The sequence below is a fragment of the Butyrivibrio sp. FC2001 genome (genome assembly GCF_000424125.1).
GTDB lineage: Bacteria > Bacillota > Clostridia > Lachnospirales > Lachnospiraceae > Butyrivibrio.
Genome location: NZ_AUJH01000004.1, coordinates 302,840 through 320,454, shown reverse-complemented (window position 1 = coordinate 320,454; position 17,615 = coordinate 302,840). Strand labels below are relative to the sequence as shown.

21 protein-coding genes are annotated in these 17,615 nt (G+C 37.0%); 18 read left to right on the top strand and 3 right to left on the bottom strand.

Features of this window, described 5'->3' with window-relative positions:
- Positions 1 to 172 precede the first annotated feature (172 nt).
- Positions 173 to 451: an HU family DNA-binding protein gene (locus G601_RS0103550; RefSeq protein WP_026664489.1), complete on the bottom strand. Its 279-nt coding sequence runs from the start codon at positions 449 to 451 to the stop codon at positions 173 to 175.
- Positions 452 to 677: 226 nt separating this feature from the next.
- Here G601_RS0103550 and G601_RS0103545 point away from each other — a divergent pair, with 226 nt between their 5' ends.
- From G601_RS0103545 to G601_RS26000, 11 genes are all read left to right on the top strand, one after another.
- Positions 678 to 992: a hypothetical protein gene (locus G601_RS0103545; RefSeq protein WP_026492984.1), complete on the top strand. Its 315-nt coding sequence runs from the start codon at positions 678 to 680 to the stop codon at positions 990 to 992.
- Between the two features lie 14 nt (positions 993 to 1,006).
- Complete coding sequence (locus G601_RS0103540; RefSeq protein ID WP_026492985.1) at positions 1,007 to 1,405, top strand: hypothetical protein; 399 nt, start codon at positions 1,007 to 1,009, stop codon at positions 1,403 to 1,405.
- A gap of 7 nt (positions 1,406 to 1,412) precedes the next feature.
- Entirely contained in the window at positions 1,413 to 1,979 is a 567-nt protein-coding gene (locus tag G601_RS0103535) for a rhomboid family intramembrane serine protease (protein ID WP_026492986.1), read from the top strand.
- Between the two features lie 274 nt (positions 1,980 to 2,253).
- Entirely contained in the window at positions 2,254 to 3,903 is a 1,650-nt protein-coding gene (locus G601_RS0103530) for a leucine-rich repeat protein (protein WP_026492987.1), read from the top strand.
- Positions 3,904 to 4,196: 293 nt separating this feature from the next.
- Positions 4,197 to 4,337, top strand: a complete 141-nt coding sequence (locus G601_RS26005) for a hypothetical protein (protein ID WP_155829590.1) — start codon at positions 4,197 to 4,199, stop codon at positions 4,335 to 4,337.
- Positions 4,338 to 4,982: 645 nt separating this feature from the next.
- Positions 4,983 to 5,195 carry a hypothetical protein gene (locus G601_RS0103520; protein WP_026492988.1) on the top strand — a complete coding sequence of 71 codons (213 nt, stop codon included), beginning with the start codon at positions 4,983 to 4,985 and terminating at the stop codon, positions 5,193 to 5,195.
- Positions 5,196 to 5,440: 245 nt separating this feature from the next.
- Positions 5,441 to 5,884 carry an LURP-one-related family protein gene (locus G601_RS25645; protein WP_026492989.1) on the top strand — a complete coding sequence of 148 codons (444 nt, stop codon included), beginning with the start codon at positions 5,441 to 5,443 and terminating at the stop codon, positions 5,882 to 5,884.
- 107 nt (positions 5,885 to 5,991) lie between these two features.
- Positions 5,992 to 6,480, top strand: coding sequence for a hypothetical protein (locus G601_RS0103510; protein ID WP_196808800.1), 489 nt, complete (start codon positions 5,992 to 5,994; stop codon positions 6,478 to 6,480).
- A 175-nt stretch (positions 6,481 to 6,655) separates the two neighbouring features.
- A complete protein-coding gene (locus G601_RS0103505) occupies positions 6,656 to 7,102 on the top strand; it encodes an Hsp20/alpha crystallin family protein (RefSeq protein ID WP_022762324.1) in 447 nt (148 codons plus the stop codon).
- 174 nt (positions 7,103 to 7,276) lie between these two features.
- Positions 7,277 to 7,957, top strand: coding sequence for a dihydrofolate reductase family protein (locus G601_RS0103500; RefSeq protein ID WP_026664486.1), 681 nt, complete (start codon positions 7,277 to 7,279; stop codon positions 7,955 to 7,957).
- A gap of 36 nt (positions 7,958 to 7,993) precedes the next feature.
- Positions 7,994 to 8,170: a hypothetical protein gene (locus G601_RS26000; RefSeq protein WP_155829592.1), complete on the top strand. Its 177-nt coding sequence runs from the start codon at positions 7,994 to 7,996 to the stop codon at positions 8,168 to 8,170.
- A 158-nt stretch (positions 8,171 to 8,328) separates the two neighbouring features.
- On the opposite strand, the gene G601_RS0103490 is transcribed toward G601_RS26000, so the two are convergent.
- Positions 8,329 to 9,954 (bottom strand): fibronectin type III domain-containing protein, encoded by a 1,626-nt coding sequence (locus tag G601_RS0103490; RefSeq protein ID WP_081673365.1) that lies wholly within the window; start codon positions 9,952 to 9,954, stop codon positions 8,329 to 8,331.
- Between the two features lie 235 nt (positions 9,955 to 10,189).
- Between G601_RS0103490 and G601_RS0103485 the strand changes: the two genes are divergently transcribed.
- The 7 genes from G601_RS0103485 to G601_RS24650 all read left to right on the top strand — a co-directional run bounded on the left by G601_RS0103485 (position 10,190) and on the right by G601_RS24650 (position 15,757).
- On the top strand, positions 10,190 to 10,534 hold the full coding sequence (locus tag G601_RS0103485; protein ID WP_026492999.1) for a hypothetical protein: 345 nt from the start codon (positions 10,190 to 10,192) through the stop codon (positions 10,532 to 10,534).
- A 135-nt stretch (positions 10,535 to 10,669) separates the two neighbouring features.
- Complete coding sequence (locus G601_RS0103480; RefSeq protein WP_026492998.1) at positions 10,670 to 11,155, top strand: hypothetical protein; 486 nt, start codon at positions 10,670 to 10,672, stop codon at positions 11,153 to 11,155.
- Complete coding sequence (locus G601_RS0103475) at positions 11,142 to 11,414, top strand: hypothetical protein (RefSeq protein WP_196812592.1); 273 nt, start codon at positions 11,142 to 11,144, stop codon at positions 11,412 to 11,414. The genes G601_RS0103480 and G601_RS0103475 overlap by 14 nt, the downstream gene beginning before the upstream one ends.
- A 445-nt stretch (positions 11,415 to 11,859) precedes the next feature.
- On the top strand, positions 11,860 to 13,557 hold the full coding sequence (locus G601_RS0103470; RefSeq protein WP_026492996.1) for a leucine-rich repeat protein: 1,698 nt from the start codon (positions 11,860 to 11,862) through the stop codon (positions 13,555 to 13,557).
- Positions 13,558 to 13,872: 315 nt separating this feature from the next.
- On the top strand, positions 13,873 to 14,985 hold the full coding sequence (locus tag G601_RS0103465; protein WP_026492995.1) for a patatin-like phospholipase family protein: 1,113 nt from the start codon (positions 13,873 to 13,875) through the stop codon (positions 14,983 to 14,985).
- A 173-nt stretch (positions 14,986 to 15,158) separates the two neighbouring features.
- The gene (locus G601_RS0103460; protein ID WP_026492994.1) at positions 15,159 to 15,422 is read left to right on the top strand and encodes a type II toxin-antitoxin system prevent-host-death family antitoxin; all 264 of its coding nucleotides are present in this window, start codon (positions 15,159 to 15,161) and stop codon (positions 15,420 to 15,422) included.
- Positions 15,419 to 15,757: a type II toxin-antitoxin system RelE/ParE family toxin gene (locus tag G601_RS24650; protein ID WP_051201083.1), complete on the top strand. Its 339-nt coding sequence runs from the start codon at positions 15,419 to 15,421 to the stop codon at positions 15,755 to 15,757. The genes G601_RS0103460 and G601_RS24650 overlap by 4 nt, the downstream gene beginning before the upstream one ends.
- Positions 15,758 to 16,236: 479 nt before the next feature.
- Here the strand turns inward: G601_RS24650 and G601_RS0103450 are convergent, their stop codons facing one another.
- Complete coding sequence (locus tag G601_RS0103450) at positions 16,237 to 17,601, bottom strand: hypothetical protein (RefSeq protein ID WP_026664485.1); 1,365 nt, start codon at positions 17,599 to 17,601, stop codon at positions 16,237 to 16,239.
- Between the last annotated feature and the right edge of the window lie 14 nt (positions 17,602 to 17,615).

The following is a 17,615-nucleotide window of genomic DNA, read 5'->3' as shown; positions in this document are numbered from 1 at the left end:
TATGATTATTTCCATCAATAGAAAAAAGTTGGTTCGTGACAAAACCTTTTGTAGGCCTGATATAATATCAGCCCCTTGCCATTCGTGGCAAGGGGCTTTTCTTTTGTAATGATGTAATTGATAAAATTTGCGTTCCTTATTAAAAACAGGTTAATAGTTTCCAGTTAGAACATTACTTCTTGTTTACGAGATCCTTAAGAGCCTTACCAGCCTTAAACTTAGGCGCGATAGTAGCAGGAATCTTAATCTCGGCACCAGTCTGAGGATTCTTACCCTTTCTAGCTGCTCTCTTTGAAGTTTCAAAAGTACCAAAGCCTACAAGCTGTACCTTGTCCTTCTTCTTAAGCTGCTTTGAAACAACATCGATGAAAGCCTTAAGAGCCTTCTCAGTGTCCTTCTTGCTAAGGCCTGTCTCTTTTGCCATAGCATCAATGAGTTCTGTTTTGTTCATACCGTCATCCTCCTTCATAAGTATTGGATTTTGGGCACCAGCGCCCGGTTAGTAATGATTTTAGCGCAAAGGAGTGCATTTGTTAATATTTTATGGCAGATTTTTAGGCATATTTTCATGGCTTTTTATCCATTTTGACGCCTTGTAAAAAGGGTTTTCCCGCTTTAAAATCAAAATGAGTTTCCTGGGGGATGGAGATGTAGTTCTATATGGAAGGAGAAACCAAATGGACGTATCAAAAAAGGACTGGAACCTTTTCAGAGAGAACCTCCCCGAGTGGCAGGAAAGATATATGGAAAAGCTTGTTGAGGAATATAAGGCTATTCTTAACAGCGATCAGAACGCCTCAGATAAATACTGGGCTTTGGAAGGTTGCCTAAAGGCTGATAAGAGGAATCCCGGTGTTGTCATAACTGATATAAGCAGGTCAAACTTCTATGATCATCTGATCTCACTCATCAGGTACAAAGTGATCACTATGGAAGACCTTAAGGATTTCAGTGATGAAACAAAGGAAGTTCTAAAAAGAATAGTTGGTTAAGGAGAAAATGGAGCATGGCGGCAAATTGTTACTCAACAATTTTTGTAAATTACGGGGATGCTGACAGGGATATCCTTACAAGGCAGCTCAGGATGCTTAAGGAGAGATACCACTCATCTGTCGTACTCATGCTCGCATCAGATAAGGACAGTCAGTTTCTGGGTCAAAACGCAGAGCTTTTTGTCGATACAATAAATATTACAGATTCGGATGTGTCTGAAGCTGTGCTTGAATACTGTCAGAAAGGGCATATATCCGTTAAAGAAGCAACATATATGGGAGAGCTTTCTGATGGAGATACCAGACTTAAGGAAGCAGGTTTGGAAGTAAAGAACCCGGATGAGATGGCTGAGTCATACAAAAAGGCCATGGAAATGCTCCAGAAGATGGTTAATCCCATGTTAAAACGGTGAAACAGTCATGGAAAGCCTCAGAATAGCAGAATATCCTGTTACATATGGGATAATTGCGATAAACATATTGATTTTCATTCTTTTAAATACTGGAAAGCTGGATGTATCACGGCTTGGTTCGTCATACATAAATAGTCTTCAGGAAAAGCAGTATTACAGGATAGTGACGGCAGCATTTACACAGAAGGAATTCCTTCACCTTCTTTGTAATATGTATTCTCTGTACAATATAGGAAGGACACTTGAACATGTGTTAGAATCCTGGCTTTTTGCCGTATGCTATGCGGTGATTATGCTATGCGGAGGATTCATGTCAGCAAGGATACACAAAAAGATATCGCCATTTACGCTGTGCATAGGAGCATCAGGGGTAATCTGCGGTCTGCTGGGTATATATATGGTAATAGCATTTTCTGTAAGAGGTTTTTCTGGACTAAAATCAATGATACCTACAATGGTCTTACTTGCACTTATGACTACATCCAGGAAGATTGATTCTATTGGCCATTTTGCCGGATTACTTGTAGGAATCATTTGTGGTATTGTCATGGTAAGTGTATATAGTTTTGGATAGAAATTTGAGAAGAAGTTATGGTTTTTTCAACTGATGAACTACCACCACCGACTCTACGTCGGAAGTGGTTTTCTGCGGAGTTATCATAATAAAAATGCTTTGATTATTATTTTAGAAGTATTTATAATTGTTTTTTGAGATTTGGGTTTAGATGAGTGGGGATTCGTTATGTCTTTCTTTTTGAAAAATCTAATTAATTGCTAAGTCAGATATATCACCAAAATCCTACTTATATAGTAACTGTTGAGTTTTGAATTTTTTGTGGAGGAGTGTAATGAAAAAGGGATTCTTAATGTCTTTTGTTGTGGGAATGATTTTATTATTATGTCCCCTTAATACGCATGCAATGGGAGGATCAGAAAGAGATGTATCTACGAATTACAATATTGTTAAACAATTGATAGACAAGCAAGTTCATCCATCACTAACGCAAAGTCAAATAGATGAGTACTATGAACACTTCATGACAAAATCGGATTGGAGACCAGGACAGGTTTTCCCATATCCGAATGCTGGAAGTAATGTCGATACTATAAGTGATGGTAAATATACTTATAGCATTGGCTGGAAAAAAGGCTGCTATGCATATTCGAAATTTATTAATTGCGTAGTCCATGGTGGAACTGGCAAACAAAGCTCATCAGCTAAAAAGAATTCTGGAGGATGGAATACGCCAGAAGGAATAAAAGAATTGATTACCAAGAAAGCTCAGTTTGGAGAACATATAGTAATTAGCGATGTACACTCCGTAACCTTTCTTGCATGTGATGATAATGGTATTTATGGTCTTGAATTTTGGGAAAACAAAGGCTCACGAACACATTTAGTATATTATACATACGAGGGTTTCGCAGAGGGCGCAGGACAACATAGTGTATTTATTTGGGATGCTGAGACAGCTGAAAACATTTTAGGTTCGCTAGAAGTTTCAAATCCGAGAGTTGTAAATCTAAATTCAGACGGTTTTGATATAGCATTTGACTTAAAAAATGCTTCGGGGCGTACAGATTTGCAGTGCAATTGCTGCTTAGTAATATGGTGTGATAGTGATGTTTCATGGAAAGGTGATTTAACATTTGTATACAATGAAAGTTTTTCGTACGATGAAAACATTGCGTATGCTCATTTTGCTTTTGGGGATGACTTGACGCCAACATATATTACAATAGATGGTAGGTGGTATGGACGCTTTTTATGTTTACCAAGAACAGGTATAGAGCGCGGACCATATTTAGAATCTATAAGTTTAGGGTATAAAATACCTGGGAGAAATGATCAATATTGGGATGATTTCTATTTTTCATCCATGTTTATTGACATTAGATCTCAATTAAAGGATCCTAAGGAAGGTGAAGAGGTCACAGAATCTGACAATGGCGGAAATACGAATCCAGATGATACGCCTATTGGCGATGAAAATGCCAGCAAAGACCCTAGCAATGCGGGAAATAATCAGGCAAATGTACCTACAGTTAACACTTCACATGCAAAAAAGATTGGTGAGACATTTAATCTTGCATATAGGAATTATAAAGTAGTTGGTGATCGAGAAATATATCTGATAGGTGTATCCAAAAAGGATAAGAAAGTTCATGTCGGAGATGAAATGACAATTAACGGCATAACCTATCGGGTTACAGGTGTCGCTGCGAAAGCCTTTAAAGGCAATACCAAATTAACAGAAATTACGATAGGAGAGAACGTAGAGGTCATAGGCAAGGGGGCATTCCAGGGATGTAAGAATCTAAAAACAATAAAAATAAAGGCTCGAAATCTTCGTCTTGCTTACAAGAATTCTTTTGCCGGAACTAATAAGGAAATGAAAGTCTGGGTAAGGTTCAAAAATAGACTTAAGAAATATAAAAAGCTAATAGCAAAATCCGGGGTTTCAAAGAATACAAAGTATGCATTTAAGAAGTTTTGAGTTATGGTAAAGATATTTGCTGTAAACATGTAGAGTCCTTAGGAAGCAATTGCTTCCTAAGGGCTTTTTTGAAGATAACTTTCAACAACAGCTGTTTTTGTCACATTTGCTGATGGGAAATTTCTACTCCCTTAGGGTAAAATTGACCTACAGGACGAGGAATTACATCACCTTTCAAATATGGATAAATGAGGCCAGACGGTGCTGAGCGAATGCCCAGTATTGTCTGGTCTCGCCAATTAATGAGGCATGCCATATAATGATGGGAGAGAATATAAGGTAGGAGATCCAAATTGGCAAGAGAACTGACAGAAGCTGAAAAGACTGAATACAACACTATGGTAGAAACTGCAAAGCAGCTCAATATCTTCGGTGAGGAAGAGGAGCTGGATGCAAAGGATTTTGTAATTGATGCGATAGAAGAGGATCTATAACCCCAAAGCACCGCCACCGGGATCCTGCCACAGTGACGGTACCTTATAGGTTTCCTTTTGTATTCATTTTTGGTTTCCTCCTCTATGCTTATATAGTAGCAGGGAATGAAAGAAAATAAATTAACCAGTTTGGGAAAATAATAATTTATATTTTTCTATAAATGTGAGAAGGGATGTATGCCATGGATTCAGTATATATGGATAAAATTCAAGAATCACGCTCGAAAATGTTCTAAACTATGCGCATATAATGGTTTTTGAGGGAATGGTTTGGCGTGTATTTGGGGGAGAGTGTCAAGGGAAAACCCGTGGCTAATGAAAAAAATATGAAGCATAAGAGTTGCAGCTAATCAGTTATCCTGTGGTATCTACTTAATATCAGGGTGCGTATTTAAAATACGCGCTCTTTTTTTCTGTATTTTTGCGGCGGTCAGACAAAATTTGCCCATAGTCAGTCCCAAAAATGAAACAAATGCATCAGTTCTCTATATTTTTGCTTTTTTAAGGGTGTTTCGCGTTTGACATAGTGTGACTTTTGCCTTATTTTATGCGGCTTTCTGCCCTTTGGAAAAACCCAACCGAAAATGAAACATAGATTGTGGTATGCTTTTTTTAATGATTGAATATTTTAGGAGGTAATTTTGTATGTGTGATGGAGCAGAGAGATTTGAGGATGTGTTCAGGAAGGATGCACTTAGAGGAGGCCTCTGGGATGATAAGTTTATTGAGGATCTGTCAGCTTTGCCGTTTGTTAATGATGTTGAACGGACTGATACCGGTATCCGTTTAGAGTTTATCAAGGAAGCTTTTGAAGTTGATCCCAATAGATTCTGCAGAATGGGATCCGAGAACCAGTAAACATCTGTAATGCGAACGAGCCCTTATAATTCAAGGGCTCGTTTCATATATGCTATTGTATTGTTCGGGTAAAGGATTCATCACAGAAGAGAAAGGTGAGGTTATGAGCACCGAGTGCTGGGAAATACGCTACATCTAATCATAAGCTTTCATTACAAAATAAAGAAATTGTTATATATTACTGTTTAAAAGACCGAGAGCTATCACTGACAAAAGAACATATTATTAGTTGTGTTCTTCAGAATGTGGTATATCATGCTGAGACCAAATTTCCTTCGATTCATGACAAGACCGATGTGTATGATGCATCCGGTAACAGGTTAGCCCACATAGAAAGGAAGTTTTTTACTCTCCATGAGCGCCACTTTGTAACCATGACAGATGGGGCATCCTTTGAAATATCAAATGAGATTTTGCATATTATCAAAGATATTACGAATATCGTAGGTCTAGGCTGGCAGCTCAAAGGGAATATCCTGGGACTAAACTTTGAATTATATGATGAAAATGGAGAGATCATCGCTGTTATATCCCAGAAGATGCTTTCCATTCATGACAAATACTGCATTGATATTTATAAACCTGAACATGAAAAATCTGTTGTTGCCATTCTCATTACCCTTCAGCACATGATAAAGGACAGGGAAGCTACAGCAAGTACTTCATCATCAGCAGGTGCATCTAATTAAATCTTATGAGGTCGGATTTGCGAGTGATATCGGAGTCCGACCTTTTTGTATGTTATAGTTGTGATTGGATAAAAAAAGAATGTGAATAAAGGATTTAAGAAATGCATATGAAAAAGGTGCTAAAGAGGATGGGGCTTGTTGTAATTACGGCATTTAACCTTTTGCTCATATTTATAATATTAAGATTTTTATGGTATTTTCCCTCTTATTACCTTCATCTGGATTTTTCTCAGAACTACAGAAAAGTGGAGGGTTATGAAGACATAGTATTTACTTGCAATGATAGCGCATACAGTCGGACATTCTGTGGGCTTTCAAAAAATGCCATCGATGTAACTGGACTGGAGAAAGAACAACACGAGTCAGATGAAATATATGAAAAGCTTAGGAGCCTAGTAGGCGATGATTACTATATCGACCAGTACGTTCTGTCTCCTGATGAAGATCGGATTCTTTATGAGGAGATGCATCCCTGGGGAGCAGGTGCTCCGACAGATGATGAGGATATCTATTTTAAGGTTGTAGACCTTAATGATGGGAGCATAGTTACTCTATTTAAAGGACCTCAGCAGTTTTTCGATATTTATTGGAAATGATATAAAAAATCCTATAAGAAAATTAGCACTCTACTTGACAGAGTGCCAATTTGGTGTTATACAATATATAGAACAAAGGAACAGAGAAGACCATAAGGACTTAGGTTCCCTAGATCTGAACCCTCCGTCCCAATGCTCAAAAATAAATGTTTTTGATGCAAAGGAGGAAAAAACTATGTTAGCACCTAGTATTTTTGAAGAAAATCTTTTTGACAATCTGTTCAATTTCCCGGATTTCAGAGAACTGAACAACATGGAGCGGAAGCTTTACGGACGTCACGCCGACAGGCTGATGAAGACTGATGTTAAGGAAGAGGATAACCAGTATGAAGTTAGTGTTGATCTTCCTGGTTTTGCCAAAGAGGATATTAACCTTGAACTGAATGACGGATATCTTACAATCAGTGCTTCAAAGAACATGAACAATGACAAGAATGATAAGAAAGGACGTCTGATCAGGCAGGAGCGATACAGTGGCTCGATGCAGAGAAGCTTCTATGTAGGCGACCAGATCACAGAAGAGGACGTAAAGGCAGCCTTCCATCACGGAGTTCTGACACTTACCATTCCTAAGAAAGAACAGGAAAAGCTTCCTGAAAAGAAACATATCATGATAGCTTAAGAGCCAATAGGCTCCACATAATAAGAAATCTCCTAAAAGGCATCCCGAGACCAATCACCTCGGGATGTTTTTTGTATTATGATTTTCACGACAAATCAGCGCAAGAAAAGTCGGGTAATACTCATATTCTCGGATTAAACTAATAATATAAATATCAGAATGAGGTAGGAACATATGAATATACCAGTTACAACATTATTTATGCTAATGTCAGTAGACGGAAAAATCAGCACCGGATCAACTGATAACATGGATGTGGACAGGGATTTTCCTGAAATGGAAGGACTAAAAGAAGGACTGCATCAATATTACGAAATAGAGCAGACTACAGATTTGTGGTCATTTAATACCGGGCGTGTACAGGAAAAGATGGGAGTCAATGAGAAACCTATGCCCCCTAAAACACCTGTATCCTTTGTGCTTTTTGATAATTCCCATCTTACTGAGCATGGAATCAAGTACTTTTGTGAACTATCAAAACGGTTCGTGTTGATAACAACAAACTGGGAACACCCTGCTTTTAAAGTGAAAGCAGATAATTTGGAGATTATCTTTCAGGAAAACTTTTTCCTTGAAAAGGCTCTAGTGGACTTAAAGGAAAAGTATGGATGCGAAAGGCTTACTGTTCAAAGCGGCGGTACTATGAATGGGATGTTTCTTAGAAATGGGCTCTTTGATTTCGTGGATATTGTTGTAGCACCGGTCCTTATTGGAGGGAAGAATACCGCTACACTGATCGATGGAGATTCGATAACAACGAAAGAGGAACTTGGCAAACTCGGGATACTTAGGCTTACCAGCTGTGAAAAGCTTGAAGATTCATATCTAAGATTAAAATATGAAGTGGTGAAATAGCCTTGGACAGGCAGATTAATGAGGGAATCCGGGTTCTTGTTAACAGAGACTGGCGAGACGACAACAAGGACGCTTTCATCGAATATAGCAAAGGATTATCCATACCTTGAAGCGCAGAAAAGAGCCTTTGACAGGGCACTGATATCCTTCCTGCAGCTGGACATAGGTGAGGGCAGGGTATTTGCTGACAGTGAGGCGCTCCCTCAGACATGATGAGCCTATATGGGCAGTATAGGAGCTGAGAAAATGGTAATGATTTTCTATGAAAAAAAGAGAGAAGTAACTGGCTGTTTCAGCTAATTACTTCCCTTTTTTCATGGGCTGACTATTTCACAACCCCTTTCTTAACGATTTTATAGTAATTCCCAGGTTTATTTGATTTTAACGCGTTTTACTCTGCTCCACTTAGAATATACTTTACCCTGATCAGAGTTCTTATAGGATCGAATTCTGATATAGTAAGTCTTCTTGGATTTTAATTTTTTGACGGTCAGGCTGGTCTTTTTAGCACCTACCGTCTTTTTCTTTGCCGATTTAAAATCTTTGCTTGTTCCATACTGAACTTCATACCCTTTAATCTTGGAAACCTTCTTAAAGGTTACGGTAAATTTCTTTTTTTCAGCTTTGACTTTGCTGATTTTAACAGCTTTGATGGAATTATCAATTTTATCTTCTTCTGTTTCGGTAGAAGAAGTAGCAGTTACAGTACTGGAAGGGGTATTTTCAGTTGATGCCGTCTCACCAGTTGAAGGGCCTGTTTCACCGGAAGAACTGCCGGAATCTGTCGGATAATCCCTCTCTTTAAAACCATCAACATCTTTTGAATTAGCTTCCAGATAATCCCAGCAATTATCCGGATTAAAGGTATAATCTGATTTTGCATATTTTAATCTGATTCTATAAATATGCCCGCCATTTTTCGCAGTTATAGTCCTGCCTTTGGATAAAAAATTAAGTGTCCCTTCCCATTTAGTCCCTGCATTATCGGTATAGTCACCATACAGATACATTTCGCCCTTGTTTTCACTATTTCCAGCGATATCATTGCATGTATAATTACCTTTAACAACAACTCGGCCACTTTTATATACACTAAATATAGTGTGTGGGTGGTTGTATCTGCTTTTGCTTGTGTGATATATTAGCAAATCTCCATTTACTATAAGATCACCATAAATCATTGCAGGAGAATCATCGATAGTTAAATTACCATTAACAATTAGAGTTTCCTTATCTCCAATTTCAAATTGAGAAGTTGTCAGGTCACCATCAATTATTGTTTTACCATCATATGCCTTAGCTATTCCAAACATAGATGAGTACAGTTTTTTTCCAGGACTGGATAGTGTGACTGTCTTTTGACCTAAGAGCCCTGTGGCATTTATATACTTTGTAAAGATTATCTTATTACATTTTTCTAGATGTATAGTATGTATACGGGTCTCTTCATCAAGATCCAGAGTCTGAGTAGTTGGACTTGTTAAATAAAGATCGCCAAAAATTATTTCCTTTTTAACCTTAATATTGCCGTTAACATGGAAATTTGCAAAGAACTGCTGAATTGGAGAGTCTACAACTAAGTTTCCTGCTATAGTAGTACCAGAACCAAAGGTGGTATATTCTGCAGAAGATGTAACATATTTACCAGAAACCAGTTTCTGTATCCTGAAGTCTTTTCCTACGCTAACCTGAGAATTCAGGCCAGTATTCATTTTTCCTTCTTCCAAACGCAGATTGCCGTTAATATCAAGCACTGCATTATAATTCAGGGCAACATTACCTCTGGAAATAAAATCCTTCTTTACAGTTAGTTTCCCGTTAATTTCTACCGTGCCTTCCACCGTCAGATTGTCAACTTCCTGGACTCCGTCAACCTTCCAGGTCTCACCTTTTTTTACAATCTTGTCTGCCGCTTTAACATTAATGCCTGGTAACAGGCACAAAATAAACAGCATAGATAAACACAGTAATAGCTTTTTAATCATTTTCCCACTCATAAAACCTTTTTCCTTTCTCCCTTTTTGTGAAATTTGAAAGCTCCCATATATTTAGGAACATTTTACACATAATAAGATTTTATTACTGTAAAAACTGATTTACAAGTGCATTGTGGGGTGGTGTGTTAATTCACATTGCCTTTTTATTAACGGCTTTTTTGTCATATTTGGAATAGATGGTTGCAGTTTTTTGGAATCAGAATAAGGAGATTCAATAAAAAGGCCCTATAATGATATGATTAGTGATGAATCTGTGATTATAACTGAAGAAAATATAAAAGACATAAAGATAATTTCTGAAGGAGATTCTTATAGATTGGTTCTTTTTCTTGACAGCGAAGGTACAAAGAGGATTTATGAGGCAACAAAAGAGCTTTCAGAAACAGGTGGAAAAATAGGAATTTGCGAAGGACCATATCTTTATGCGGACCTTAATATATTCTTCGTAATTAATTCAGACCAAATAAATGTATTAACATTTGAAACCCTAGAGGAAGCAGAAGAACAAAAAATGTATATCTTATCTGGAAAATTGCCTTATGAGCTAGATGAAATAGAATCATATTCATATAAAAGGTAGAAGGGGGAGTAGAGATTTACGGGAGTCAACAAGGGTACATGCAATGTTTATGTTTATTCGATGAATGGGCTGTGTAAGAAAGTAGCTGTAACGGTTAAATAAACCTATAAGTTATTTTATTGAGGATGAGAAAATATGAATAAGGTAAACCTCAAAATAATATCGATAATAATGATGTGCTGTATTTTCTGCTGCTTTTTGACAGGATGTCCATCCCCTGCGGATGAATCCAAGGAAGCAGAAGGACATGTTAAGCAAGCGTTACCTATTGTAGAGGAAGCGCTTAATCAGGCATATCCCGATGCTGTTCTTGATAGAAAATCATTTCACGGAGTTAGTGGCATAGAAATCGGACCGGATCATGGTCTGACAGACTGGGTTGAAGGTCAGTATAAGGATGGAGGAATCGAAGATGTCCTGATTAATGTTAAAACTCGGAAAATATATACAACAGAAGACCAGGTTGCAGTGAGCATATATGCAATGAAACGGGCATATGGACTCTATAATGCTGATTCAGGAAATATGTATGGAAGTGTCGAATTTGATTTTGAGGCTCCTTATTGCAGTGAGAGTGATAAATACGGTAATTTCCCAAATCATGAATATGCTTCCGATTGATTCAGTTGTAGATGATAATTTCATGGATGAGCTACTGGATGGCTCGGAATATCACAAAACATATAATTTGCTTGTTGATGAAGATTTTGATATGAGAATCTTTGAAGAAACCGATTTTAGTCCGCTGGGGAAAAATGTTCGGGTTTATGTTGAGCAGCATGACAAAGAGTACCTTAAACAAATGAATACTCCGGGATTTACATTTGAACCAGGAGCAGAAGAGCCAATAGCTATTTTCGATTCAGATGATGATAACTGAATGGAGAAATCATTATATCCATTCGCAATTATATGTTCCATTGGTGGCATGGAGCATTAAGTCGAAGTAGTTCACTAAAATTTTAATAATCGTTTCACCGAATATGTCTATAATATAGATATAAAAGATTTTTATTTACTCCCTGCTGCAGCTGAAATGTGCTGCAGACCTGTCAAGCATACATCTCCTGTCCCGTGTTAACGGACAACAAACCTCTGCTAGGAGTTAAAGTTATGCGGCGGGGGAATCGTCCTCAGCGTTACTTTTCTTCTTGAACCGGCTGTCTATATAGCAGCCGGTTCCAATTTTTTAAAGCAAGAAGGAATTCGAAAAAATCTGCTAAATTTAAGCCTGCACTCTTCATATATAAATCACTCTTTCAAAACAGCTCTTATGTGTATATAATATCGATAGTATTTTTGAAATTCTATTTTTGGAGGGGTGTATGAAAAATAGTAAATCAATTATTTCTTTTATTCTTGCTGTATGCATTTCTTTATGTATGCTGTCTGTTCCGATTCCGGCACGTGCCGCAAGTTACCCGGCTAATCACTTAAACTGGCTGCAGAACCAGTCTGACTATCCGGCGATGAGAAGTGGTGGCTGCAGGGTATGTTCATATGCAAAAATTTTGAATGAACTCTTTGGCGGACGCCCGAGTAACGGACACTGGATGTACAATGGAAGGTATTTCGATCCGGATGTCCTGTTTGAATGGGCTGTTCAGCATGGCAGGATAACATCTTTATCAGATGTTACTGAAAAATCCCCTGTCGGGCAGACTGTGGTAGATTTTGCCGAGGAAGTTTTCTGTAAAAAAGCATCAAATGAGCTGATCCCGTTAAGTGGTAGTAACGAGAATAAGCGTACAAAGATTATTGACTATTGCAACCAGGGTTACAAAGTCGTCCTTGAGAGTGATCCTCATTTTACGTACGTAAAGCTGAACAATGGTGAACTATATGCTGCCGGTTCAGGTAATGGTTATAAAAAAGTAACAGATAAGGCGGATGGCTATGACCTGTCTTATTATGACTACATGAGGGTGTTTAAATTTGAGGATCTGAAACCTTCTGTTTCAGATGTTAGGGTTGAAAATATCACAGAGTCAGGGTTTGACGTGACATATAAGTTTACTGTTCCTAAATACGCAAATGTAAAGGGGATAGGTGTCCATATTGAATTCTATGCTGATCCCAATGAGGTTTCATACGGGTGGGCTGATTCTGAATGCAAGAAAGTTAAATTCAGGGTCAATGCAACCACCCTTTTAGACCAAGATTACAAGGAATCAAATTACTCTATATCCGGCGACAAGGCAACCGTTCATTTCGACCTGGTTGACGATTTTGAGAATTATTCACATATATGGCCTCAAGATCTTGATGGTAATCCGTATGGGGAGTGCTACTATAACAAGCTTCCAAAATCAGGCATGATTAGTACGCCTTACATTGCAACTATAGGAATTGATTACGAAAACCAAGCCCAGAAGGAAAACGGAGGTTGGTATTACTGTTGGGGGCCTGAGATTGAAGAAGGTAAATTTCCTGTAGATCTGAGCCGTGTGCTTGATGATCCAAAAGAAGATGAGGAAACTACGGAACAGGAGTCAGGTGATAAGCCAAGTGCTGATGATGCGACTCCTGTTGGAGAAGACAGAAATCCTGCTTATAACCCTCAGCCTGTCGAATCAGCATCAGAACCTTTGCAAATGAACCAAAAGACACGTTATTCCAACGTAGAGTACCGTGTATCAGGCGACAGGGAACTATCTATCGTGGATGTTTCGGGTAAGATTAAGAAATATCGGGTCCTGAGTGCAGTAAACATTGATGGCGTTACATACAAGATTACAGGAATCGATGCTAAAGCATTTAAAGGAGACAAAAATCTTAAAGAGATAACAATAGGAGAAAATGTTGAGGAAATAGGAGCAGGCGCTTTCAGTGGTTGTAAAAACCTTTCGAAAATAAAGGTTAAATCCAGACACCTTAGAAAATTACATAAAAACTCTTTTGCAAAAACAAGTAAGGACATGCAGGTCTGGGTCAGATATAAGGATAAATTGACCAAGTATAAAAAGCTCATCTCGAGGTCAGGTGTTTCATCAAAAACAAAATACAGCTATAAAAAATTCTAACAAATAGAAAATAAGCTGGTGATTATAAGAATTGCATTGGGAGGTAACCTTCTGATGCAATTTTTTATTGTCGTAATTGAAAAATATAAATGTTTATAAAATTATAATCTATGCACCTTAAGGACTATGGCTTATGGAAGTTATACGCGCTCTGATTTTCAGGATTTGTGCGGGATTTTAAAAATAGTCGGTTTTTCTGCTCATAATAACTTATTGCGTGGAAACCAATCGTATGAATAGCAAAACATATTATTATCTTAAATAGGTGTATGGTGTTATCTCCTTTTTAGAGGACTCATATATAGCAAATACCAAGTGGTATTTGGACATCTATGGTACGGAGCTAATCCAAATTATACCAAGACAGTAAATGAAGATTCCAAGGCGTTCATAAATAATCCGCAAATACAAATAAACGATTATCTATTGCAAAAATCTAATATGGGTCACTGCCGACTTGTTAAAGATGGAAAGCGCACTGCGCATGGCTGCGAAGAGTTATTTGTATCTACTATCTACAATAAAGCCTTGGAACGAAAAATAATAAATAATTTAAGCAACAAGGAACTCGGAATCGTTTTTTCCGGTGGAGCAGCTAGAGGCGCGTATGAAATAGGTGTTTGGAAAGCCTTAATTGAATTGGATCTTGCTAATAAAGTGACTGGGATTTCAGGAACGTCGGTTGGTGCACTTAACGCATTACTCTTCGCTCAGGGTGATTATGATGCTGCCGCTAACGTATGGGAACAGGTTCAAAAAAGAGATTTAATAAAACCAAGATTTCGGCTTAAGGAAAAATCAATAAATACCTTACAGCAAAATACAGAGCGTGCAAAAACGCCTGATGAGGTAGTGACAAATTTATATGATTGGATTAGGCAATTTTCAATCAGTCTAATTGATAATAATGTACCTAAGTTGATTGATCAGAGCATAAAGGATTACTCCTTCATGACAAACAAACTAATCTACACGTGTTTGTCCCTAAGAGGATGGCCTGTATTTCAAAATGCAGACAATGAATTAGATCCTGAATGGCATAGAGAATGGTATGTTCCATTAAATATTCTTGATAATACAGATTTAAAAACGATTGTTACAGCATCGACAAGGATTCCTGTTGTTTATCCCAAAAGCAGTATCAATCATATGTCGTTCGTTGATGGGGGAGTAACAGACAACACGCCTGTTAAGCCCTTACTTAACGCTGGCTTTAAAAAGATAATTGTAGTCCATCTGGATAATAGACAATATCAAGAATGTAATATTATCCATAAAGAAAATTCTACCGTATATAATATTGTTCCTTCTGGAGATCTGAAAGGATATTTATCAATTGATAGAGGCCTTACGCTGGGGAGAAGAGAAATGGGTTATGAAGATACAATAAGATTTTTAGGCTTTTTTCTTGAAAGAGGAATGATTTGATGATTTTAATCAGCAACTGGAATTGATAAAGGGTATGAGTGACTCGTTTGCAGGAAGAGTTTACATAATGGACTTATCAGATATGAAGATGAGGAGTTCGCTCAAAATATTACTTAAAATATTGCTTAATATAATGAGTAATGTTAAAATAAGAATGAAAGCGAGGTATTGATATGGCAGTAATTAGTCCTGTTTCAGATCTTAGAAATTATAATACTGTTCTGGAAAAGGTTGAATATGGTTCTCCGGTATATCTTACAGTAAATGGTCGTGGAAAATACACTATTAGAGACATAGAAGAAGACGAAGAAATAGAAAAGACTAAGGCTATGCTTCGTCTTATGTGTGAGCTCAATAAGGGACGACGTTCCGGAGAGGAAGAGGGATATGTTCCGGCAGCTGATGTCAGGGCACACTTCCGTAACAGACAGAAATGATTACTTATGACATTGATTATTCACCACAGGCCATAAGAGATATGGATGATATTTTTGATGATGTACTGTTGGTTTCATGCGACCTTGATATAACACACAGATATCTTGATGATTTGCAGGATAAGATTGAATCGATGTCCAAACACCCAAAAACAGGAACACCTCTGTATTATGAGGAATTGTTCACAGGGTATTATTCAGTAAGGTTTAAAGAGTATCTGGCATTTTACAGGCTTGAAGGAACCATGATGTATGTAGATAGAGTTCTACAGAGGAAGCGTGATTATATGTCAATTCTATTTGGTCACGTCAAGGATGAAGATAAACCTTTTTGACATAACAAGCAGAGAACTACCAGATTTTTTCAAGACTAAGCGCTTACTTTCCTCAGTTTAACAAATACTATTCATTAAAACCATGTCCTTAAGAATTAGCAAAACGACCAATCTAATATCAGACTTTAGATTGGTCGTTTTTAATTGACAAACTTTCATGAATAATCCCAAACCTATGAATTATATTTATACTGACATCATCGTCATAACACAATGAAAACCCTGCAAATAAGCCAATATGACACATTCGTCATATTGGCTTATGAAATACTTTAATACTTCACTGCGACACCGCGTAAAATTTCTGCACTTCGAAAAATTAGGATTTAACGGAATGATTTCGTATAACAAAAATTCACGGTGTGGCGTGTATTTACTATCGCTCTACCGTGAATCGTCTTTCCTTTATACTACCATTTTCCCTTATGGAAATCAATATAAAAATAATCAGTTACATCAGATTGATTCCACTCATATATTTACAACACATCTGGTTTCCCCCAAAAAACCTGCAATATCAATAATATAATAGGGACAAAAAAGAGCCCCATACAATGTGAGATAAATATTTCCTGTAGCGCATAGCTTTTTGCTGTATTCGATACAGGATAAATATCACCATATGCAGCACCAAAATAAGTCACTGTACTCAAATAAAAATGCTCATTGGTCCATATATTGCTTGTCTTCTCACCTGTCTGTTCGTTTATTGAGTTCTTCAAATTTATACTGCTTATTGGTATGTTTTCATGATTATAATTGCTAACATATATTTCTTTAGGATACAATTCACGATATCCATACTCATTCTGTCCGTATGTCCCACAAATTTCTGTTCTGCTATTTTCATCTTGGATATCTATAATTTTTATATTATTCTCATCTCTCTTTACTGTTATAGTAACTTGATCATATTTTTCTGAAAGTGGTATATCCTCATCTAGTATAGTAGCATTATTATTATTTCCACCAGATGGACCCTCGGAATATGCTAACACTTTTGCATATGAATTAAAATCCGAATAGGATTCATCAAATAATTCAGTAAAAATTGATATTACTGAGAACACAAGAACAAAATAGCTCATTAGAATTGCTGCTGAAAACTCCCATTTAATTATATTTTTATTTTTCTTGTACCTTTCCAATCCCTTATAAGAAAGGTATAGCAAGAAAGTTCCTTGAACAACGATAATGATAGCAGGAAGACTTTTTGCAGCCTTTGGAATAAGCCATGAAAGCGGAAAACCTATTATAGTCGGCGGAAACAATTGCAATCTAGTAATTATGTTATGTATTGATGACATTAGCACATATAACATTAACGCTGAATTAAGAGTATATAGGAAAATCATTCGTGGCTTATACACTCTCTTTTTTAGCTTAAAATACAGCAACCAACATATCAAAGTCACAAAAAAACATATCGGATTTCGAAATTCCACAGGACATATCCGGATTAATTCAAGAGTTATCCAGACCAATGGAATAGCAAGAATCACCGCTTTAATGGCATTGCAAATCTTTTTGATATCTTCTCCAAAAAGGGTATCCTTCTTTTTCTTATCTATAATGGTTATTTTACCAGAAATGTAATTGTCACTTTTTATTTTATCTCGAAAATCAGTTAATAACCGTTCTACCTTGCATTTTTCTGATGGTGAAACAAGATAAATATATACCTTTTTATGATAATTAGGCATAGCTTGATCCTTTATTATGGTTTTTTGTGTTTTTGATGTCTTATCTGTATTTTTTTCGTGAAGCGCTTTTGAAAATACTTTATGTTTTTTTTTCTCCTCTGTTTGGTAGTCCTGCGTTCTTGTTTTCTTTTCTGATGTCATTGTTATTTTTTGAT

What these genes read in the sequence shown, in the direction of transcription:
- G601_RS0103550 (WP_026664489.1), bottom strand. Translation starts at nt 451, where the DNA reads ATGAACAAAACAGAACTCATTGATGCTATGGCAAAAGAGACAGGCCTT.
- G601_RS0103545 (WP_026492984.1), top strand. Translation starts at nt 678, where the DNA reads ATGGACGTATCAAAAAAGGACTGGAACCTTTTCAGAGAGAACCTCCCC.
- G601_RS0103540 (WP_026492985.1), top strand. Translation starts at nt 1,007, where the DNA reads ATGGCGGCAAATTGTTACTCAACAATTTTTGTAAATTACGGGGATGCT.
- G601_RS0103535 (WP_026492986.1), top strand. Translation starts at nt 1,413, where the DNA reads ATGGAAAGCCTCAGAATAGCAGAATATCCTGTTACATATGGGATAATT.
- G601_RS0103530 (WP_026492987.1), top strand. Translation starts at nt 2,254, where the DNA reads ATGAAAAAGGGATTCTTAATGTCTTTTGTTGTGGGAATGATTTTATTA.
- G601_RS0103520 (WP_026492988.1), top strand. Translation starts at nt 4,983, where the DNA reads ATGTGTGATGGAGCAGAGAGATTTGAGGATGTGTTCAGGAAGGATGCA.
- G601_RS0103510 (WP_196808800.1), top strand. Translation starts at nt 5,992, where the DNA reads ATGAAAAAGGTGCTAAAGAGGATGGGGCTTGTTGTAATTACGGCATTT.
- G601_RS0103505 (WP_022762324.1), top strand. Translation starts at nt 6,656, where the DNA reads ATGTTAGCACCTAGTATTTTTGAAGAAAATCTTTTTGACAATCTGTTC.
- G601_RS0103500 (WP_026664486.1), top strand. Translation starts at nt 7,277, where the DNA reads ATGAATATACCAGTTACAACATTATTTATGCTAATGTCAGTAGACGGA.
- G601_RS0103490 (WP_081673365.1), bottom strand. Translation starts at nt 9,954, where the DNA reads ATGAGTGGGAAAATGATTAAAAAGCTATTACTGTGTTTATCTATGCTG.
- G601_RS0103485 (WP_026492999.1), top strand. Translation starts at nt 10,190, where the DNA reads ATGATTAGTGATGAATCTGTGATTATAACTGAAGAAAATATAAAAGAC.
- G601_RS0103480 (WP_026492998.1), top strand. Translation starts at nt 10,670, where the DNA reads ATGAATAAGGTAAACCTCAAAATAATATCGATAATAATGATGTGCTGT.
- G601_RS0103475 (WP_196812592.1), top strand. Translation starts at nt 11,142, where the DNA reads ATGCTTCCGATTGATTCAGTTGTAGATGATAATTTCATGGATGAGCTA.
- G601_RS0103470 (WP_026492996.1), top strand. Translation starts at nt 11,860, where the DNA reads ATGAAAAATAGTAAATCAATTATTTCTTTTATTCTTGCTGTATGCATT.
- G601_RS0103460 (WP_026492994.1), top strand. Translation starts at nt 15,159, where the DNA reads ATGGCAGTAATTAGTCCTGTTTCAGATCTTAGAAATTATAATACTGTT.
- G601_RS24650 (WP_051201083.1), top strand. Translation starts at nt 15,419, where the DNA reads ATGATTACTTATGACATTGATTATTCACCACAGGCCATAAGAGATATG.
- G601_RS0103450 (WP_026664485.1), bottom strand. Translation starts at nt 17,601, where the DNA reads ATGACATCAGAAAAGAAAACAAGAACGCAGGACTACCAAACAGAGGAG.